Origin of the sequence: Campylobacter showae (genome assembly GCF_900699785.1) — a bacterium.
Classification (GTDB): Bacteria; Campylobacterota; Campylobacteria; order Campylobacterales; family Campylobacteraceae; genus Campylobacter_A; species Campylobacter_A showae_D.
In genome coordinates, this window is the sequence record NZ_LR535679.1 from 2,066,751 (window position 1) to 2,085,444 (window position 18,694).

An 18,694-nucleotide genomic window follows, 5' to 3' on the forward strand; every position below is an offset into this window, starting at 1 on the left:
TTAAATTTGCCCCGCTTTGAACTCAAATGAGGGACAATGTTAGAAACTTTTTTACTATTTTTTTCTATTCTACTTATCGCTTGTATCGTCTCTAGTAAGGTTTCAGATAGATTCGGTATCCCGTCGCTAGTCGTATTTTTGGCCGTGGGCATGCTAGCAGGCTCGGACGGACTGCTCGGGCTTGATTTTAATAATCGCCAAATCGCCCAAGACGTAGGCACTATCGCGCTTATTTTTATACTTTACGCGGGTGGTCTTGATACGAATCTAAAATCTATCCGCCCAGTCATGGTAAACGGCATCATCCTAGCAACTCTTGGCGTCGTGCTGACTGCGGGCATGATAGCCGTGCTGGTAAAATACCTGCTAGGCCTTGACTGGCTGGAGGCTTTGCTTTTTGGCTCTATCATCTCCTCTACCGATGCTGCGGCGGTGTTTGCGATACTTGGGGCGAAGGAAATTTCGCTGCGAAACAACATCCGTCCGCTTTTGGAGCTAGAGTCTGGATCAAACGATCCGATGGCGATCTTTTTAACCGTCACGATACTGCAAATCATCTCTATAGCCACGATTCCTAGCGTTCCCGATGTAGCGCTTACGTTAGTAAAGCAGTTTTTGCTAGGCGGGCTGATGGGATATATGTTCGGCGTCGCGCTACCGGGGCTTTTTAACCGCCTTAGGCTTGAGTACTGGGGACTTTACCCCGTGTTTTCGATGGCTTGGGTGATGCTTTTATACGTGCTAGCTGGCAAGGTCGGCGGCAATGGCTTTCTTGCTGTATATATCGCGGGAATGTTTATAAACAAAAAAGAGTTCGCGCATAAGAAAAATTTGATCGGTTTTCACGACGGTATCGCGTGGACGATGCAAATCGTCATCTTTTTGACGCTGGGACTTTTGGTAAATCCTTCCCAGCTACCGGCCGTCGCGCTTGCGGGCGCCGTGGTCGCGTTTTGGATCATGTTCGTCGCGCGTCCTATGGGTGTTTTTCTCTCGCTTTTGCTTTCTAGGTATAATGTTAAAGAAAAGATATTTATCTCATGGGTTGGACTTCGCGGCGTCGTTCCTATCGTACTTGCGACCTATCCGTTCGGGGCAAATTTGCCAAATTCGGAGCTAATCTTTAATACGATATTTTTCGTAGTATTCGTCTCGATCATCATCCAGGGCATGACGCTAGAAAAGGTCGCGCAAAAATGCGGCGTCAAAGAAGATGTCGTCGTGGAAGAAGTTGAGATGTCGAACTTGCCGATCTTTTATCACACTTTACGTCAGCACACCATACGCTTTGACGCCGAAGTCGTCGGCAAAAACCTAGCCGAGCTCGAGCTTCCTAGCGACTTTTTGGTGCTACTTATCAAGCGCAAGGGCGAGTACATCAAACCTACCGGCTCATCGGTGTTTGAAGAGGGCGACTTGCTGCTCATTCAGTGCGAGGACGAAAACAAATACAACGAAACCTTAAAAACGTTTACGGCGTAAATTTGACAGAAATTTAGCCTTCGGTTTCGGTCAAATTTGACGCTAAAAGGCGCGCCTTGGCCTAAAAGGAGCAAATTTGGACTTATCCGCCGTTTCGAAGACGCTATTTATCCCGCTTAGCGCGCGAATTTTCGCTTCTAAAAATTCCCCCGAGTATTTTTACGACGAAAAGGCTCTGTCGCTCGAAAATATCGCACAAACAAACTGCGAGTCCGTGCAAGAAAAATCGTCCGAATATGCGCTCATGGCATCTGCGGCTAGATACTACAATATAGACGAGATCGTGCGTAAATTTTGCGCAAAATATCCAAAATGTAACGTCGTTTATCTAGGCGCAGAGCTCGAGACGGCTTGCTTTCGTTTAAAAATCGCAAACACAGCCTTTTACGAGATAGATTTGCCCGAGGTGATAGAGCTTAGAGGGCTTTTGCTTGGCGAGCGTCCAAACGAAGCGCTCATGGGCTGCGATATGTTTAACATGGCTTGTGCGCGGAGCATTGATAAGGCTTGCCGATGCTGCTTGTAGCGTGCGGAATGTTTCAGTATTTTACGCGCGAGCAGGTTTTAAATTTGATCCGTGAACTTAAAAGCGCCTTTAAAAATGCCGAGCTCGTATTTGACGCCACAAACGAAGCGGGCCTAAAGTACGCTAACAAATACGTAAAAAGCGTCGGAAACGACGAGGCGATTATGCGTTTTTGCGTCGAGGACGGTCGCAAATTTGCGCTGGAAGCCGGCGTAAATTTGATAGAGGAGAAAGTATTTTTCGCTGATGCTCGAAAGATTCTTGCAAAAAGGCTCAAATTTACCACCCGACTTATAATGAAATTCGTAGATTTTACGAAGCGGGCTAAAATTTTACATTTTGATTTAAAGTGTTAGCCGTCTAACCAAGCTCAAAGTTTTTAAATTTTGCAGTTTAGTAAAGCTTGGATTGTTTTATGTAGATCTATTTTCTTAAATTTACTAGCCGCCAACACTGTTAAATTTACGTTCCGATTGCAGCGCAAGTTCACAGCGTCAAAGTGTCGCGAGTGAAATTTAGAGCAGATTTTTATCTGCTCCTTTTAAATTTACTCCAAAGCCTGCGCGAGATCGGCGATGAGGTCGTCTGCGTTTTCTAGGCCGACGCTGATTCTGATTAGCTCCTTTGTTATGCCTGCCTTCGTTAGCTCCTCGGCGGAGAGCTGCTGATGCGTAGTGGAGGCCGGGTGCGTGATGAGCGACTTTGAGTCGCCGATATTTACGACAATTTTAAAGAGCTTTACCTTGCCGAGCATCTTTACGGCGCGTTCATAGCTGTCGGTTTCAAAGCACATTAGCCCGCTGGCCATGCCGTCCTTGAAGTATTTTTGCGCCTTTTCATGCTCCGGATCGCTTTTTAGCGTCGGATAGGTTACGCGTTTTACGTGTTTGTGCGAGTTTAAAAACTCGGCGATTTTGCTCGCATTTTGCGAGTGTCTCTCGATACGAACGCTTAACGTCTCAAGCCCCTGGATGAGCTGCCATGAGTTAAAAGGCGAGATCGTAGCGCCTATATCGCGCACCAAAGCCACCCTCATGCGCAGCGTATAGATGTCGAATTTATCCGCCATCTGGGCGTAAACTAGCCCGTGATAGCTTTCATCCGGCACGTTAAAGTGCGCGTATCTGGCGTTGCCGACTAGCTTGGCGTTTAAATTTTTACTAGCTACGACAGCGCCCGCTAGGCTTAGGCCCTGGCCGCAGATATATTTGCTAGCGCTATGCACGACGACGTCTACGCCGTGATTTAGCGGCTGGAAAATGATCGGCGTAGGCACGGTGTTATCTGCGATCGTTACGACGCCGTGCTTGTCCGCGATCTCGACGATTTTTTTTAAAATTCGGGATTGCGATTTGCGGGTTTGATAGCGTCTCGAAAAATATCGCGCGAGTTTTGTCGTCTATCAAATTTTCAAGATCGTCCGCGCTGTCGCTATCAAACACCCGCGCCTCGATACCGAAACGCTTAAGCGTGTGCATGAAAAGAACCATCGTGCCGCCGTAAATTTTCTTTGCTACGACGATGTTGTCGCCGACTGCGGCTAAATTTGCGATCGAGTAAAAAATTGCCGCCTGACCGCTAGCCGTCACGATAGAGGCCGAGCCCTCCTCGAGTGCGGCTATACGGCTCTCTAGCACGTCCGTCGTCGGGTTGCCGAGCCTCGTGTAAATGTGGCCCGGAGCCTCTAGCTGAAATCTCGCCGCGGCCATCTCGGCGCTGCCGAAATCATAAGCCGTAGTCTGGTAAATCGGCACCGCCATGGCGCCTGGGCCAGCCTTGGTGTCGTAGCCGTAGTGCGTGGCGATCGTCTCTTTTTGCATTTTTTCTCCTTGTAAAATTTGCGCGCATTATAACCGCTAAAAGTTTAAATTGGTATAATTGGGCTTTTGAAAGGAAAAAATGGCTGAACAAAACGACAAATTTAAGCGCGTAAAATACCTGCGCGGCTTGGAAAAATTCGCAAAAGCGGCGATTAGCGCGCTAAAAAGAGAGGATTTTAACGAGGACGAATTTCGCGCTAGGGTGGGCAAAAACGCCGAAATTTTACGCAAGATCGAGCCGGTTTTTTTAGATAACGCCTACTCGAAATCTCTTGAAAATTTCGTAAATTTGGTCGTAAAAGGCGGCGAGAGAGCTGAGCTAATATCCTGCGCCAACGCGCTAGAAAAGCTAAAAAATCAAAAAACGTATAAAAAAGAAAAACATAGAAAAAAATATAAGGACGAAGAGTGAAATGCGTGATATTTGACATGGACGGCACGCTCATAGATAGCGCAAAAGCGATCTGCGAGACGGTAAACGAGGTGCGGCGCGAGCTGGGGCTTGAGGGCGATCTCGCGGCGGAGTTTATCGTAAAGGCCATAAACGAGCCGGGGCGAAATTTGGGACTTGACTTTTACGGTATCGATAAGCCGGATATGAAGCTGAGGGATAACTTTGAAGCTAAATTTAAGAAAAACTACCGCGAATACGCCGCGGCCTACGAGGGCGTAGAGGGGCTACTAGCCGGGCTAAAAGAGGCTGGGCATTTCATCGCTCTAGCTAGCAATGCGCCGCGATATACTTTGGATGAGATTTTGCAAAGAAGCGGGATATTTAAATTTTTTGATCTTATCGTCGGAGCGGATGAAAACGTACCTCAAAAACCCGATCCGGCGATGTTAAATTTGATATTAAAATCAGGCGAATTTGATAAAGCGATATTTGTCGGAGATAGTAAAAAAGATGAGCTTGCCGCACGTAATGCAGGCATGAGATATCTAAACGTTTGTTGGGGTTTCGGTAGTCAAAGTCCAAGCTGCGACAATGTCTTTACGGTGGCTGAAGCAGCCCTATACATCGAGAAGTTATAAAAATTTAGCGTATTATAGTGCATATGATTTTAAGTAAGATTTTACAAAAAATAGTATGTATTTTAAGATCTGCGAAAGGTTTTAAAATTTATGGATTATGATATATTTTCTCAAAGTCCGAGAGAAAAATTCTTTGAAATTTTATTTAACGCGAACAAAAATTTAGTCGAAAACGAGCTTGAAAAAACCTTTGAAAAATTTATCGCGATGAGCGAATTTTGTGAAAAAAACGGATTTGACGAAACGGCGCAAAATTCGTTTATTTCTCAAAATCAGACCCTTGTAAATGAGCGGCTGAACGACATTTATATCGGGCTTAGTGGGGATATTTTAAGTCAAAATGAGTAAAATAGCCGTTGTATTTTCGTTGTTTTTATCGCTGGTTTTCGGTGCGGTAAATTTCGAGGAAGAGCACCTTTTTGAGCTCAAAAAAGACGAGTGGGCGCGGGTTTTCGTAACCAAAAAGGGCACTGACGAGCGCGAGAGTTTTGATTTTCGTTGGACTCTTTTTGATAACACGAACATCATCGTGCATTCGCGCTACCGAAACTATCCTTGCCAGCTTGTTATGTCGCTAAGGCGCGGCCTTGAAACCTATAAGCAGACTTTGATACCTGATCTTAAGTTTCCGCCTAGCGACCGCGTCGCGCTATATCTGGTTTTTGAGGATTTTAAGCAAGGCGTAGCGAAATTTCGCGTGCTGATAAACGACGACGAACAGCGCGTAGACGTGGAGTTTTTGGACCCGCCAAAAAAGCAGAGCGGCGCTCAAAATAGCGCGCAAAACGCCAGATAAAAGCAAAATTTAAGTGAGCATAAATGAAAAAAATCGATCTGATAATGAAAAATTTTATCGCAGAGCTTGGCTATGAGCCCGCAAATGCGATGTTTGCTCGGATAAATTCGGGTAAAAAGCTGCGCTCTAAGCTGCTTTTAAAAATAGCGGGCGAGAGCGAACAGAGTCTCAAAATTTGCGCGATTATCGAGCTTATTCACCTAGCTAGCCTGCTTCACGACGACGTGATCGACGATGCCGACACCAGGCGCGGAAGCCCTAGTATAAACGCGAGCTTCGGCACCAAAAACGCCGTGATGCTGGGCGATATCCTCTACTCGAAGGGCTTTTACGAGCTGTCGAAATTCCCGCACGAGATCGCGGGCGAGATATCGGGCGCGGTTAGCAAGCTAAGCGTGGGCGAGATGATGGACGTGGATCTCTCGGCTAAATTTAACGAAGATAAATTCGCGTACGAAACGATGATCTACTATAAAACCGCCGTTTTGATCGAGGCTGCGGCTGCGGTCGGAGCGATGCTAGCCGGACTTGAAGCGCGTAATTTTAAAATTTACGGCAAAAATTTAGGCCTAGCTTTTCAGATAATCGACGACATCCTAGACGTCACGCAAGACGCCGCAACGCTCGGAAAGCCCAATTTTAGCGACTTTAAAGAGGGCAAAACGACGCTGCCTTACATTTATCTTTACGAAAGTTTAAACGAAGCGGACAAAGAGAAGCTAAAAAGCCTGTTTAAAAAAGATCTGAGCGAGGCCGAGCAAGGCTGGGTGAGGGCGAAGATGAACGAAACGGGCGCGATAAAAAAAAGCATAGAAGCGGCGAAAAATTTAGGCGAGCAGGCGATAAAATCGGTAGAAAAATTTAACGTAGACGGCCTAGAAAGTATCGTAAAATCAATGATAGATAGGGAATTTTAATGCATTACGCAAGCGTGAGCTTTACGCACAAAAATACCGATATCTCCGTGCGCGAAAAGCTCTCTTTTTCCAACATCGAGCGCAAGAACGAAATTTTACGTCTCATTAGCTCCAGTCAAAACATCAACGAGTGCATGGTGCTAAGCACCTGCAACCGCGTCGAGATCATCGCTAGCGTGAAGACGGTCGAAGGCGCTAGTAAGCACATCATCGCCTGCATGTCGCTCATCTGCGGTATCCCTTTTGAGGAGTTGCAAAGCAGAGCCGACATCTACGAGGATAACGGCGCCGTGCACCACCTCTTTGCAGTTGCTAGTTCGCTAGATAGCCTTGTTATCGGCGAAACGCAGATCGCGGGGCAGCTAAAAGAGGCGTATAAATTTGCACGCGCTAACGGCAAATGCGGCGCAAAGCTCGGTAGGGCGATGGAGTTTGCCTTTAAGTGTGCGGCGGAGGTGCGAAATAAAACCGAAATCTCCAAAAATCCGATCTCCGTTTCAAGCGTCGCGGTGGCTAAAGCAAAGGAAATTTTTGGCACGCTAAACGGCATGGTCGCCGTGATAGTGGGTGCGGGCGAGATGGCCGAGCTAGCCGCAAAACACCTAATCGCAAGCGGCGCGCGAACTATAATCATTAGCCGAAACAAAGAGCGCGCTAAAAATTTAGCCCTGACGCTGGGGGATAATAACGAATATGACGCGCTTTCAAACGTAGCGCAGTACATAAATAAATATCAAATAATATTTTCCGCGACCGCCGCACCTCATCCGGTTTTGATTGACGCAATGGTGGAGCCAAAGGAGTTTAAGCGTTACTTTTTTGATATAGCCGTGCCGCGCGATATCGCGATCACGGAGAGCGAAAATATCAAAATTTACGCCGTGGACGACCTGCAAGAGATCGTAAATAAAAACCTCGCCATGCGCGAAGAGCAAGCTCAGATCGCATACGGTATCGTCGGGCGAAATACGGCGGCGTTTTTCCAAATGCTGCGCGAGCTAGCCGTCACGCCGCTAATCAAAGGCATCAGAGAACAGGCCAAAGAGTGCGCCCAGAGAGAGCTAGCAAAAGCCCTAAAAAAGGGCTATCTAAAACATAGCGACAAAGAGGAGGCGTATCGCCTCATACATCAGGTTTTTAGGGCGTTTTTGCACGCACCGACGATAAATTTGAAAAACCTCGCGGGCACTGCGGGAAGCGAAGCGCAGCTAAGAGCCGTCGGGAAAATCTTTGACGTCGCGGAGCAAACGCCGCAAGAAGAAAATAACGAATTTGAATGGGAGAACGAATGAAATTTAGCAAACTTTACGCGCCGACGGCAAAAGAAGCACCCAAAGACGCAACTCTGGCAAGTCATAAATTTTTGCTCCGAGCGGGCTACGCCGAGCAGGTAGGTAGCGGGCTTTACAACTTTTTGCCGCTTGGTAAACGGGTGCTTGAAAACATAACAAATATCATAAAAGAAGAGATGGATGAGGCCGGCTCGCAAGAAATCCTGATGAGTTTCGTCACGTCTGCGGATCTTTGGCGCGAGAGCGGACGCTTTGACGTCTACGGCAAGGAGCTTTTGCGCTTTAAAGACCGCAAAGAAAACGACTTCGTTTTAAGCCCGACAAACGAAGAGAGCGTGGTCGCGCTCGTGCGAGGCAAGGTAACGTCCTATAAGCAGCTGCCGTTAAATTTATATCACATCAATACTAAATTTAGAGATGAAGCAAGGCCGAGATTCGGGCTACTTAGAGGGCGCGAGTTTATAATGAAAGATGCGTATAGCTTTCACGCAAGCGCCGAGGATCTAGACCGCGAATTTGATCTGATGGAAAAAACTTATAGCAAAATTTTTACTCGCCTCGGATTAAATTTCCGCGCGGTTAGAGCCGATAGCGGCGCGATAGGCGGCAGCGGAAGTAAAGAGTTTATGGTGTTAGCTAATAGCGGCGAGGACGATATCATCGTCTGCGAAAACTGCGACTATGCCGCAAACATAGAGGCCGCAACTCGCGCAAAACGAACGACGCAGGCCGAAAGACCGGAGGCTGACGCGGCTAAATTTTTAACGCCCGATGCCAAAACCATCAAAGACGTGGCGGAGTTTTTTAGAGTCGACGAGTTTTACTGCATAAAAGCGGTGATAAAAAAGGCGATTTTTATCGACGCCAAAGGCGAAAAGAGCGAGAAAATCGTAGTATTTTTCGTGCGCGGCGAGGACGAACTACAAGAGGTCAAGGCTCAAAACGCATGCGGGGCGCTCGAGCTAGCGGACGCGACCGAGGCCGAGATCGCGGCGGCCGGGCTTGTGGGCGGATTTTGCGGGCCGGTCGGGCTAAAAGGCGTAGAGTTTTATATCGATAAAGAGCTTGAGGGCGAGTCGCAGATGATCTGCGGCGCAAATGAGCGGGATTATCACTTCGTGGGCGTTAGCGTTAGCAGCTTTAACTTTGAGCGCTTCAAGGACCTAACCGCGGTCAAAGCTGGCGATAAATGCCCTTGTTGCGGCGGAAATTTAAGCGTTAGCAAAGGTATCGAGGTTGGGCATATATTTAAGCTGGGCACCAAGTACTCAGAGCCGATGGGTGCGACGTTTTTGGATGAAAACGGCAAGGCAAAACCGTTTATCATGGGATGCTACGGTATCGGCGTTAGCCGCCTGGTCGCCGTCGCCGTCGAGGCTAGCCACGATGAAAAAGGCATAATCTGGAACGAAACCCTAGCTCCGTTTAAATTTGAAATCATCGTCTCAAATTTAAAAGACGAAGAGGGCGTTAAATTTGCGCAGGGGCTTTACGAAGACATACGCGCGGCGGGCGTTTCGGTGCTACTTGACGATAGAAACGAGCGTTTCGGCGTTAAAATGAGCGAATTTGAGCTGATGGGATTTCCTTATGCCGTGATCGTAGGCAAGGGGCTGGCAGAAGGCACGGTCGAGCTCGTTACGCGTGACGGCCTAGTTAAAGAAACGCTCAAAGCGAGCGAAATTTTAGCACGCCTAAAGAGCCTATGATAAAGCATTTTTTTACGCCCTACGTCGTTTTGGAGATCGTGGCGGCGTATTTTTTTATCCACGCGTACGGATTTTTAAATTTAGTCCTTGAGGTCATCGCATCGGCTATTTTGGGGCTGTTTTTTATGTTTCGCGTCGGATTTTTTCAGCTCACGAGCAATATCGCGTTTTTTAAGCCCGCGGACGTCTTTAGTAGCGTAGGTATGGCGATCGGGGGCTTTTTTATGTTTATCCCGGGGCTTATCACCGACGTTTTGGGCGCGGCGATCATAGCGGTCGCATTTTTTGCAAATTTAAAAAACGGCGGCGAACGCAAGAGCGGGAGCGAATATTATTACGAAAAATTTGAAAGCGGACGTGACAAGCCGCGTGATGACGGCGAGATCATCGACGTCGAAGTCGTAGAAGAAAAGAGGCAAATATGGAAAAACTAAAAATCGCAACGAGAAAAAGCGTGCTAGCGATGTGGCAAAGCGAGCATATCAGGGATAAAATTTTATTGCGCTACCCAAATCTTGCGGTCGAGCTAACCGGCATGAAAACCAAAGGCGACGTGATACTCGATACGCCGCTAGCTAAGATCGGCGGCAAGGGGCTTTTTACAAAAGAGCTAGAAGACAGCATGCTAAGCGGCGAAACGCACATCGCCGTTCACAGTCTAAAAGACGTGCCAGTCGTGTTTCCAGAGGGGCTGGTACTAGCCGCGATCTGCTCGCGCGAGGACGTGAGGGACGCGATGCTAAGCGAAAAATACGCTAAATTTGAGGATCTGCCCCAGGGCGCGCGCGTGGGCACGACGAGTCTGCGCCGCAAAATGCAGCTTTTAGCGATGCGTCCCGATCTTGAGATAATCTCGCTGCGAGGCAACGTCCAAACTCGCCTGCGTAAGCTAAAAGAGGGCGAATTTGACGCGATCATCCTAGCGATGGCGGGCGTAAACCGCTTAAATTTACGCTCCGAAGTCGCGCATATAGTGCCGTTTGAGCTAGATCAGATGATACCTGCGATGGGGCAGGGCGCGCTTGGTATCGAGGCTAGAGAGGACGCTGAAATTTTAAATTTGATAGAGTTTTTAAAAGACGAAAAAGCCGTCATAGAAACGACCGTGGAGCGCGATTTCGTCGCGATGCTAGAGGGCGGTTGCCAGGTGCCTATCGGCGTAAATGCGAATTTAAACGGCGATAAGATCGAGATACGCGCCGTCGTGGGACTGCCCGACGGTAGCGAGAGCATACGCGAAAGCATCGTCGCGCAAAAAAGCGAATGGAAAAGCGTGGGCGCCGAGCTTGGACGTATATTTATCGGCAAGGGCGCAAAAGAGCTGCTAAAGCGCGCCGAGGAGATGACATAGAAGCGTGTTTGAGCTAAATTTTAAAGCAAAAGCCGTAACCGCTACTAAAAATAGCAAAGACAACTACTATATGATCGGTCTTGCAGACGATAAATACGATTACAAAAACTACATAATCTTTCAAAGACCGATCAAACTCAAAAAAGATGACGATGAAAATGCCGATATAAACGGCCTATACGCGGAGTGTAACGGAGACGTTTGCTATAACGCTTGCAAATGCGTAACTATCGCTGATAAAACCATAGTTTTTGAAGTGAAGGATAGCGTCATCAGCGCCAATATAGAAGGCGTGCGGCTAAATGAACGCTTTATGAAATACTGCAAAGAGATATTTGGCGAGCTGCTAAAGCTTAACGTGCCGGAGTAGGTTTTAAATTTAATAAATTTGCCGCTATTTTCGGAGCTACGACACCGTCTGGCGCATTAACTTAGCAAAACAAAACTGCAATGAAACGCTTTAAAAAGGTATAAGTATCACAGTACGCACGAGTATGACTTTTGGCGGCGTTGCGGCGACTGGGCGAAAATTTAGCGCTTGCGTGATGAAATTTGTAGTGCTAAACGGCGAGACAGTATCGCAAACTACGCGGCAGCCGAGACGGCGATTGACGCTTTGTCGGTTATCGGCGCACGCGATAAATAACGACTCCCCGCTTTGCTTCGCCTTTTTCAGCTATTTTTGGCTAAAATCGCCCAAAAATCAAAAAGGCGACATATGGACTACATCAAGCTTCTAAAAGATAACGGCCTACTGCGCGTCATCGACGAGCTCGCGGATATCGACCTAGAAATCGCGCACGCAAGCTACATCGAGGTTAAGCGCGAAAACTCGCAGGCGCTGCTTTTTACAAATCCTATCTGCAAAAAAACCGGGCGCAAATTTGCTCCCGTGCTAGCCAATATCTACGGCTCAAAGCGCGCTTTAGAGCTTATTTTCGGACGAAATCCGGACGAGATCGCGGGCGAGATCGAGCGGCTTTTAAAACCCAAAAAGCCAAAAAGCTTTGGCGAAAAGCTAAATTTCGCCGCGTATTTGTTTGAGATGAGAAAAATTTTTACCAAACGCCTAAAAACTCGCGGCGAGTGCCAAGAGATCGCGTATTTCGGCGATGCAGCGGATTTAAATTCGCTTCCTGCGCTAAAAACATGGCCGCTTGACGGCGGGGCCTTTATCACGATGGGGCAGGTCTATACGCAGAGTTTAGACGGCGAGCTGCAAAACGTCGGCATGTACCGATTGCAAATTTACGATAAAAATCGCCTCGGCATGCACTGGCAGATACACAAAGACGGCGCGAATTTCTTTAACGAATACAAGCGCGCGGGCCGCAAGATGCCCGTATCCGTGGCTATCGGCGGAGATCCGCTCTATATCTGGTGCGGTCAGGCGCCGCTGCCAAAGGGCGTGTTTGAGCTGCTACTTTACGGCTTCATCCGCAAAGAGCCGGCCAAACTCGTAAAGTCGCTAACGAATGAAATTTACGTCCCGCACGACGCAGACTACGTGATCGAGGGTTTCGTGGATACGGATAAATTTGAGCTTGAAGGGCCGTTTGGCGATCACACAGGCTTTTATACGCCGATCGAGCCGTTTCCCGTTATGGAGGTTACGGCGATTACTAGCAAGCGCGAGCCGGTATTTCACGCGACCGTAGTCGGCAAGCCGCCGCTTGAGGATAAGTACATGGGCTGGGCGACCGAGCGCATTTTCCTGCCGCTTTTGCGCACGACGGTACCCGAGCTTCTAGACTACAACATGCCTGAAAACGGTGTCTTTCACAACCTGATTTTGGCTAAAATCAACGCCCTTTATCCCGCGCACGCCAAGCAGGCGATGCACGCGTTTTGGGGCGTGGGGCAGATGAGCTTCGTCAAACACGCGGTTTTTGTGGGCGATGATGCGCCGAATTTGAGCGATTATGACGCGCTTGCGGAGCATATTTTAAATCGCTTCGGCGATAAAAGCCTGCTAATCAGCGAGGGCGTGTGCGATCAGCTCGATCACGCGAGCCCAAATTCGTGCTTTGGCGGTAAGCTTGGCATCGACACGACGCAGGATTTTTCGGCGCCTGCGCCAGCACTTTTGGATGACGCCGCGCTGCTGGCTAAATTTAAAGAAATAGAGCCAAATTTAACGCAGCTAGTGCAGTTTAAAACAAATACCAAAACTCCGATTTGCGTCGTCAAATTTGATAAAAACCGCCTCGTAAAAGAGGTTTTTGAAGAGCTTTTGGAATTTAAAGAGCACTTTAAACTACTCGTTTTCGTCGGCTGCGAAAACCGCCTAGAAAACCCGTATATGCTGCTTTGGCGCGTGACAAATAACATCGACGCTCTGCGCGATATTTACGTGCGTGAGGGTGCTGTTTGCATCGACGCCACCGCAAAAGGCGAGGCCGAGGGCTATACGCGCGGCTGGCCGCTACAAACCGACTGCGACTGCGACGTCGTGGCTGATCTCGTTAAGCGCGGCATAGTAAAAGACGAACCCGAGCTATTTAATAAATTTGAAATTTTCGGATAGATTTTTAAACTCGGCAAATTTAAAAGCGGCTAAATTTGCCGAGCCGCTTAAATAAATTCGTTTTTCAAGCGCCTTTTTAGCCCGAATTTTATAAAATCGCAAAATGGATAAAGAACGCCTAATAATCGATAAATTTAGCAACTCCTTCATCGGCGACGACGGCGCTGTCGTGGCGCATGAGCGCGGCAAATGGGTGTATAGCAAGGATCTTTTTTGCGAGGGGACGCACTTCCTGGCAGGCTGGCTTAGCATGGAGGAGATCGCGCGCAAGGCGATGCTCGTAAATCTCTCCGACGCCGTCGCGATGAACGCCAAGCCTAAATTTGCGCTTCTGGGACTTGGGCTGCCCAAAAACACGAGCGCGGCGCAGATCTCGGCGCTACGCAAGGGATTTGCCGACGTTTGCGACGAGTACGGCGTGACTATCATCGGCGGCGACACGATCGGCAGCGATAAAATTTTACTTAGCGTTACCGTTATCTCGCGGCTTTGCGGTAAGGCGGTTTTGCGAAGCGGAGCGAAAAAGGGCGATCTGGTTGCTTTTACGGGCGAGCTTGGAGGCAGTCTAAAAGGGCTTAGGACGCTTTTAAACGGCGGACGGGTCGCGTCAAATTCTCGTTTTAAAAAGCCTGTTTTAAAGGATAAATTTTTCTACGCCGCAGCAAGCAAAATAAACGCCGCCATGGACGTTTCAGACGGGCTTGGCGCAGATCTAGCCAAGCTTTGCGCGCAGAGTCGGTGTGGGGCAAAATTTAGCAAACGGCTAAGCAAACTCGAGCTAAATAGCGGCGAAGAATACGAGATTTTATTTACGTTTAGTCCGAAAAATCGCGCCAAAATTTTAAGCCTAGCTCGCAAAACACGCACGAAAATCACGATCTTTGCCAAAATCACGAAAGGAAAATTTAAAAGCAATGCAAGAAACCACCATTTTTAAGCCTCTTTACGCGCTCACTCATGCGCCCATTAACGCGTATTTTAGTAAAAACTCGGACGATTTTGTGGTGCGCGAGATCCCGCTTTACGCATTTAGCGGGCAGGGCGAGCACCTGATAATCGAAATTTGCAAAAAAGACATGACGACGCAGGAGGCCTTGCAAGCGCTTAGCGAAATAAGCGGCGTAAAGATGCGGGATTTTGGCTACGCGGGGCTAAAAGACAAGCAGGGCATGACGACGCAGTTTATCTCGATGCCGCGTAAATTTGAAGCGGCTCTGGCAAATTTTAGCCACGAAAAGATGAAAATTTTAAGCCTTGCCGCGCATGATAATAAGCTTCGCATCGGGCACCTAAAAGGCAACAGCTTTTTTATCCGCCTAAAAAAAGTGATGCCGAGCGAAGCGGCAAAGCTGGAACAAGCCGTGCGAAATATTGACGAGGCGGGGTATGCTAACTACTTTGGCTATCAGCGTTTCGGTAAATACGGCGACAACGCGCAAAGCGGGCTGGAGCTACTAAAATCAGGCACCGTAAACGGCAAAAAGAGCAAAAATCCAAAGCTAAACGACTTTTTGATCTCGGCATATCAAAGCGATCTTTTTAACCGCTGGCTTAGCAAACGCGTGGAGATTTCGAGGTTTGCGCAGGATTTTAGCCTTTCTGAGCTAGCTCAAATTTACCCGTATCTTGACGGCGCGATTTTGAAAAATTTAAAATCGCAAAAGAGATTTTTTAAGCTGATAGAGGGCGAAGTTTTGGGGCACTACCCGCACGGCAAGTGCTTTTTGTGCGAGGATTTGGACGCCGAGGGCGCGCGCTTTGACGCTAGAGATATCACTAGCTGCGGCCTAATCGCGGGTGCGAAGGCGTATGAGGCGCAGGGCGCAGCTAGGGCAGTAGAGGATCAAATTTTCGCGCAGGTAAATGAATATAAAGCTAAAATGACGGGATCTAGGCGCTTTGCGTGGTGTTATTTGAATGATGCGAGCTACAAATACAACGAGGAAAAAGCGCACTTTACGATAAATTTTACGCTACAAAAAGGAAGCTACGCGACGGTGGTGTTAGAAGAAATCTTGCACAAAAATATTTTTGAGTAGGGCGGCGGCTTGTCTTGCGAGCGCTTTTAAATGCTTTTTGCTCCGCTTTGCTCGCAACTGCAAGCAGAGCGTAAATTTCGCCATATGACAGACTATATGTCTAGTTTTGGGACGAAATTTACTTCACTTCGCCTTGATTTTTTAGTTCAAATTTGAAGTCAAATTTTATAAATTTCTACTTTAAATTTTGGCGACTACAGTAGAGCATTAAATTTGACTAGATGAGCCGCTTGCCTTGTTTTTGTCAAATTTAAACTCTATCGCCAGCTTGCCTCATACCTCGCGCTCGTATTATTAAAGCTACAAATTTACGGTTATTTTTATTAAATTTGATTGTTTTAAAATCAAAGTATCTAAAAGTAACATTAACTAAAAGAACTAAATATTATTCATTATCTTAATCTGCTTTTTACTCATTCCTAAGCTTCGCGACTGTATATTACCTATGTATTTACTTTATTTTTAAGGAGGCTTTATGCAAGAGGCAAATGACGGCAAAAAGCTAGCGATCGGCACCGTTGCCTTGATCCTAGCTATCGTCTTTTTCGGCGGTTTCTTAAAGGATGTCGCGGGCGGAATTTTTGATTTCGGTAAGCTAACCGGACAGTTTCCGGAGTGGTTTAAGACCGCAGGCGGCACTAGCGCAAAGGGCGGTTTTATATTTGCGCTCAGTCTGGTTCCCGCGATCATGCTCGCACTTGGGTTTGTCGCGATATTTGAGAGATATTACGCGCTTTATGCGGCTTCACGCTGGCTAACTCCCGTGCTAAAGCCTCTCATCGGTATCCCGGGCTGCTGCTCGATCTCGCTCATAGCTAGCACGCAAAGCACCGACGCGGGTAGTTCTACGGCGAAGTTTTTACGCCAAGACGGCAAGATCACGCACAAAGAACTTTTGATATTTGCCGCGTTTCAGTTTAGCGCGGGCGCGATGATCACGAATTTCCTAGCGTCTTTTGCGCCGCTACTTTTGGTTGCGGACAAAAACGGAGCCCTAGCGCCTATGTCTATCGCGGCGGGCCTAGGAATTATTTTGGTGTTTAAGGTATTTGGCGCAAATTTGATGAGACTTTACGTTAAAAAATTCGTAAAAGACGGGGAGACTGAAGTATGAGCGAGCAAGCTAATAATAAATTATTAACCGACGTTTTCGTAGAAGGTGCTAGGAAGGGCTGGGATATCGCCGTTCACAACACTATCCCAAACGTCCTTATGGCTTTTGTTATCATACACATCCTAAAAGTCTCTGGCACGCTTGATATCATAGGCAAGTATCTCGGGTTTGTTATGTTGCCGCTTGGACTTCCGGGCGAGTCGATAGCGGTGATCATGGCGGCGTTTCTTAGTTGGGGCGGATCTGCCGGCGTGCTAGTGGCACTAGTCCAGGGCGGCACTCTAACGGCTCCGGATATCGCCGTACTGATCCCAGGCATGGCGCTAGTGGGCTCTACGGTGCAGTATATGGGACGCGTACTGGGCGTGCTGGGAATCCCTGGCAAGCACTACTTGGTGTTATTTGGCATATGTATCCTAAACGCCTATCTAGCGATGTTTGTCATGAGTCTCATCGTATAAAGGAGGGTCTATGAAGCAAGAGGAGCTAAAGCAATACCTAGCCGAGCTAAAGGAGCTAACTAATATCGAGAGCCCGACGGCTAGCATAGAGGGTGTAAATAGTGTCGCAAAGTGGTTTATAAACAAGGCGGAGACGCTGGGTCTAAAGCACGAAACGGTAGCGCTGGGCACCGATAAGGTCGCTGACTGCCTGCTCATCTCAAACAACCCGAACGCGGCGAAATTCGACGTGCTTTTCGTCGCGCACATGGATACGGTTTTTCCCGTTGGTTCGGTGCAAAATACTCCATTTACCCAGAGTGGGGGGAGGGTAAACGCGCTAGGCGTCATCGACGACAAGGGCGGCGCGCTACTGTCGCTCTACGTCATTAAGGAGCTTGATCTTAGTAAAATCAACGTCGCTTTGTTTCTAAACTCGCACGAGGAGACGGGGTCGAATTTTGCCAAAGAAAAGATCCGCGAATACGCTAGAAAGTCTAAATTTTGCCTCGTGATGGAGCCTGCTCGCGAGGACGGCTCGATGGTGGCCACTAGAAAGGGCGTGATGTCTTATGTGATTGAGTTTTACGGCGTGGGTGCGCATGCGGGCAATCATCCCGAGCTCGGCCGTTCGGCGCTCGTCGAGGCGGCAAATTTCGTAGTCGAGCTATCAAAGCTGACCGATTTTGCGGCTGGGCATACCTTTAACTCCATCATCACAAACGGCGGCACCGCGCAAAACGTCGTGCCCGAGTTTGCCAGCGTGACTTGCGAGATGAGGTATAAATTCGCCTCATCGGTCGAGTTTTTTAACAAAAAGCTGGACGAGATACTAAGCAAAGGTATCGTAAACGGCGTAACGCATAAAAAGATACTAATCAACGAAGAAGCGCCGATGATAGACGAGCAAAATTTACCGAGGATCAAGGCGATCTTCGACGAGGTCGCCAAAAAAACGGGCGCGAAGGTGAACTGGGTGGATGCCGGCGGTCTAAGCGACGGCAATATCACGGCCTCGGCGGGCTGCCCGACGATCGACGGACTGGGACCTATGGGCGGAAATATGCACACCAAAAACGAATACATGGAAGTTGACTCCGTCGTACCGAAGTGCAATCTCGTGTTAGACGTCATCAAAAAGCTTGTTTAAATTTAATGGCAAAAGGGTCAAATTTGGCTCTTTTACCCTAAATTTTAAAATTTGAAAGCCTTGAAACTTTGTTTAAATTTTAGAGGCGATTTTTCTACACAGACTTATCACAATATTGTCCAAATATAATCAAATTATCAACTTTATTTAACGATACGAAGTAAATTTAACGGCTTGGACTTTATTTTTTGTTCATTTTTTAGTAAAATGGGCGCTAAATTTAAAGGAGAAAATATGCCAAAAGACGCAAACGGAACCGAACTAAACGCCGGAGATAACGTAACTCTGATCAAAGATCTAAAAGTAAAAGGCGCGGGCGCTACGCTAAAGCGCGGAACTATGGTGAAAAATATAAAAATCACGGATAACGACAAAGAAATCGAAGGCAAGATCGATAAAATGGGCGTCATCGTGTTAAAGACAGAGTTTTTAAAGAAGGCTTAATCTCGTCTATGGAAACGCAAATTTGACGCGAGATCGTTAAATTTGCTGCATTTTT

20 protein-coding genes and 1 pseudogene are annotated in these 18,694 nt (G+C 47.7%); 20 read left to right on the plus strand and 1 reads right to left on the minus strand.

The genetic code is table 11. The features are described from left to right. Positions 1–36: 36 nt before the first annotated feature. The 3 genes from E4V70_RS10160 to E4V70_RS10845 all read left to right on the plus strand — a co-directional run bounded on the left by E4V70_RS10160 (position 37) and on the right by E4V70_RS10845 (position 2,364). Complete coding sequence (locus E4V70_RS10160; RefSeq protein ID WP_122862806.1) at positions 37–1,482, plus strand: potassium/proton antiporter; 1,446 nt, start codon at positions 37–39, stop codon at positions 1,480–1,482. Between the two features lie 76 nt (positions 1,483–1,558). After that, a complete protein-coding gene (locus E4V70_RS10840) occupies positions 1,559–2,008 on the plus strand; it encodes a class I SAM-dependent methyltransferase (protein WP_197730467.1) in 450 nt (149 codons plus the stop codon). Then, positions 1,996–2,364, plus strand: a complete 369-nt coding sequence (locus E4V70_RS10845) for a hypothetical protein (RefSeq protein ID WP_197730468.1) — start codon at positions 1,996–1,998, stop codon at positions 2,362–2,364. Before E4V70_RS10840 ends, E4V70_RS10845 begins: the two co-directional genes overlap by 13 nt. Positions 2,365–2,555: 191 nt before the next feature. Here the strand turns inward: E4V70_RS10845 and E4V70_RS10170 are convergent. Then, positions 2,556–3,828, minus strand: a pseudogene (locus tag E4V70_RS10170) (O-acetylhomoserine aminocarboxypropyltransferase/cysteine synthase family protein). Positions 3,829–3,907: 79 nt separating this feature from the next. On the opposite strand from E4V70_RS10170, the gene E4V70_RS10175 reads away from it, so the two are divergent. The 17 genes from E4V70_RS10175 to E4V70_RS10255 all read left to right on the plus strand — a co-directional run bounded on the left by E4V70_RS10175 (position 3,908) and on the right by E4V70_RS10255 (position 18,639). After that, positions 3,908–4,240 carry a hypothetical protein gene (locus E4V70_RS10175; protein ID WP_122862807.1) on the plus strand — a complete coding sequence of 111 codons (333 nt, stop codon included), beginning with the start codon at positions 3,908–3,910 and terminating at the stop codon, positions 4,238–4,240. Continuing rightward, positions 4,237–4,860 (plus strand): HAD family hydrolase, encoded by a 624-nt coding sequence (locus E4V70_RS10180; protein WP_122862808.1) that lies wholly within the window; start codon positions 4,237–4,239, stop codon positions 4,858–4,860. Before E4V70_RS10175 ends, E4V70_RS10180 begins: the two co-directional genes overlap by 4 nt. Before the next feature lie 90 nt (positions 4,861–4,950). Then, entirely contained in the window at positions 4,951–5,208 is a 258-nt protein-coding gene (locus tag E4V70_RS10185) for a DUF2018 family protein (RefSeq protein WP_002950971.1), read from the plus strand. Further along, entirely contained in the window at positions 5,201–5,656 is a 456-nt protein-coding gene (locus E4V70_RS10190; RefSeq protein ID WP_122862809.1) for a hypothetical protein, read from the plus strand. The genes E4V70_RS10185 and E4V70_RS10190 overlap by 8 nt, the downstream gene beginning before the upstream one ends. Before the next feature lie 23 nt (positions 5,657–5,679). Continuing rightward, on the plus strand, positions 5,680–6,573 hold the full coding sequence (locus tag E4V70_RS10195) for a polyprenyl synthetase family protein (protein ID WP_122862810.1): 894 nt from the start codon (positions 5,680–5,682) through the stop codon (positions 6,571–6,573). Continuing rightward, complete coding sequence (hemA, locus tag E4V70_RS10200) at positions 6,573–7,865, plus strand: glutamyl-tRNA reductase (RefSeq protein ID WP_122862811.1); 1,293 nt, start codon at positions 6,573–6,575, stop codon at positions 7,863–7,865. Before E4V70_RS10195 ends, hemA begins: the two co-directional genes overlap by 1 nt. Further along, a complete protein-coding gene (locus tag E4V70_RS10205; RefSeq protein ID WP_122862812.1) occupies positions 7,862–9,574 on the plus strand; it encodes a proline--tRNA ligase in 1,713 nt (570 codons plus the stop codon). The genes hemA and E4V70_RS10205 overlap by 4 nt, the downstream gene beginning before the upstream one ends. Then, the gene (locus tag E4V70_RS10210) at positions 9,571–10,008 is read left to right on the plus strand and encodes an FxsA family protein (RefSeq protein WP_122862813.1); all 438 of its coding nucleotides are present in this window, start codon (positions 9,571–9,573) and stop codon (positions 10,006–10,008) included. The genes E4V70_RS10205 and E4V70_RS10210 overlap by 4 nt, the downstream gene beginning before the upstream one ends. Beyond that, entirely contained in the window at positions 9,996–10,925 is a 930-nt protein-coding gene (gene hemC, locus E4V70_RS10215) for a hydroxymethylbilane synthase (protein ID WP_122862814.1), read from the plus strand. Before E4V70_RS10210 ends, hemC begins: the two co-directional genes overlap by 13 nt. 4 nt (positions 10,926–10,929) lie before the next feature. Then, entirely contained in the window at positions 10,930–11,295 is a 366-nt protein-coding gene (locus tag E4V70_RS10220) for an Imm10 family immunity protein (protein ID WP_122862815.1), read from the plus strand. A gap of 348 nt (positions 11,296–11,643) precedes the next feature. Continuing rightward, positions 11,644–13,452, plus strand: a complete 1,809-nt coding sequence (locus E4V70_RS10225) for a menaquinone biosynthesis decarboxylase (protein WP_122862817.1) — start codon at positions 11,644–11,646, stop codon at positions 13,450–13,452. Between the two features lie 103 nt (positions 13,453–13,555). Next, positions 13,556–14,389 (plus strand): thiamine-phosphate kinase, encoded by an 834-nt coding sequence (locus E4V70_RS10230; RefSeq protein WP_122862818.1) that lies wholly within the window; start codon positions 13,556–13,558, stop codon positions 14,387–14,389. Next, positions 14,367–15,491, plus strand: a complete 1,125-nt coding sequence (gene truD / locus E4V70_RS10235) for a tRNA pseudouridine(13) synthase TruD (protein WP_122862819.1) — start codon at positions 14,367–14,369, stop codon at positions 15,489–15,491. Before E4V70_RS10230 ends, truD begins: the two co-directional genes overlap by 23 nt. Before the next feature lie 475 nt (positions 15,492–15,966). After that, complete coding sequence (locus E4V70_RS10240; protein ID WP_122862820.1) at positions 15,967–16,605, plus strand: nucleoside recognition domain-containing protein; 639 nt, start codon at positions 15,967–15,969, stop codon at positions 16,603–16,605. Continuing rightward, positions 16,602–17,066 carry a YjiG family protein gene (locus tag E4V70_RS10245; RefSeq protein ID WP_122862821.1) on the plus strand — a complete coding sequence of 155 codons (465 nt, stop codon included), beginning with the start codon at positions 16,602–16,604 and terminating at the stop codon, positions 17,064–17,066. The genes E4V70_RS10240 and E4V70_RS10245 overlap by 4 nt, the downstream gene beginning before the upstream one ends. Before the next feature lie 10 nt (positions 17,067–17,076). Then, positions 17,077–18,195 carry a M20/M25/M40 family metallo-hydrolase gene (locus tag E4V70_RS10250; RefSeq protein WP_122862822.1) on the plus strand — a complete coding sequence of 373 codons (1,119 nt, stop codon included), beginning with the start codon at positions 17,077–17,079 and terminating at the stop codon, positions 18,193–18,195. 234 nt (positions 18,196–18,429) lie between these two features. After that, positions 18,430–18,639, plus strand: coding sequence for an alkylphosphonate utilization protein (locus E4V70_RS10255; protein WP_122862823.1), 210 nt, complete (start codon positions 18,430–18,432; stop codon positions 18,637–18,639). Positions 18,640–18,694 lie beyond the last annotated feature (55 nt).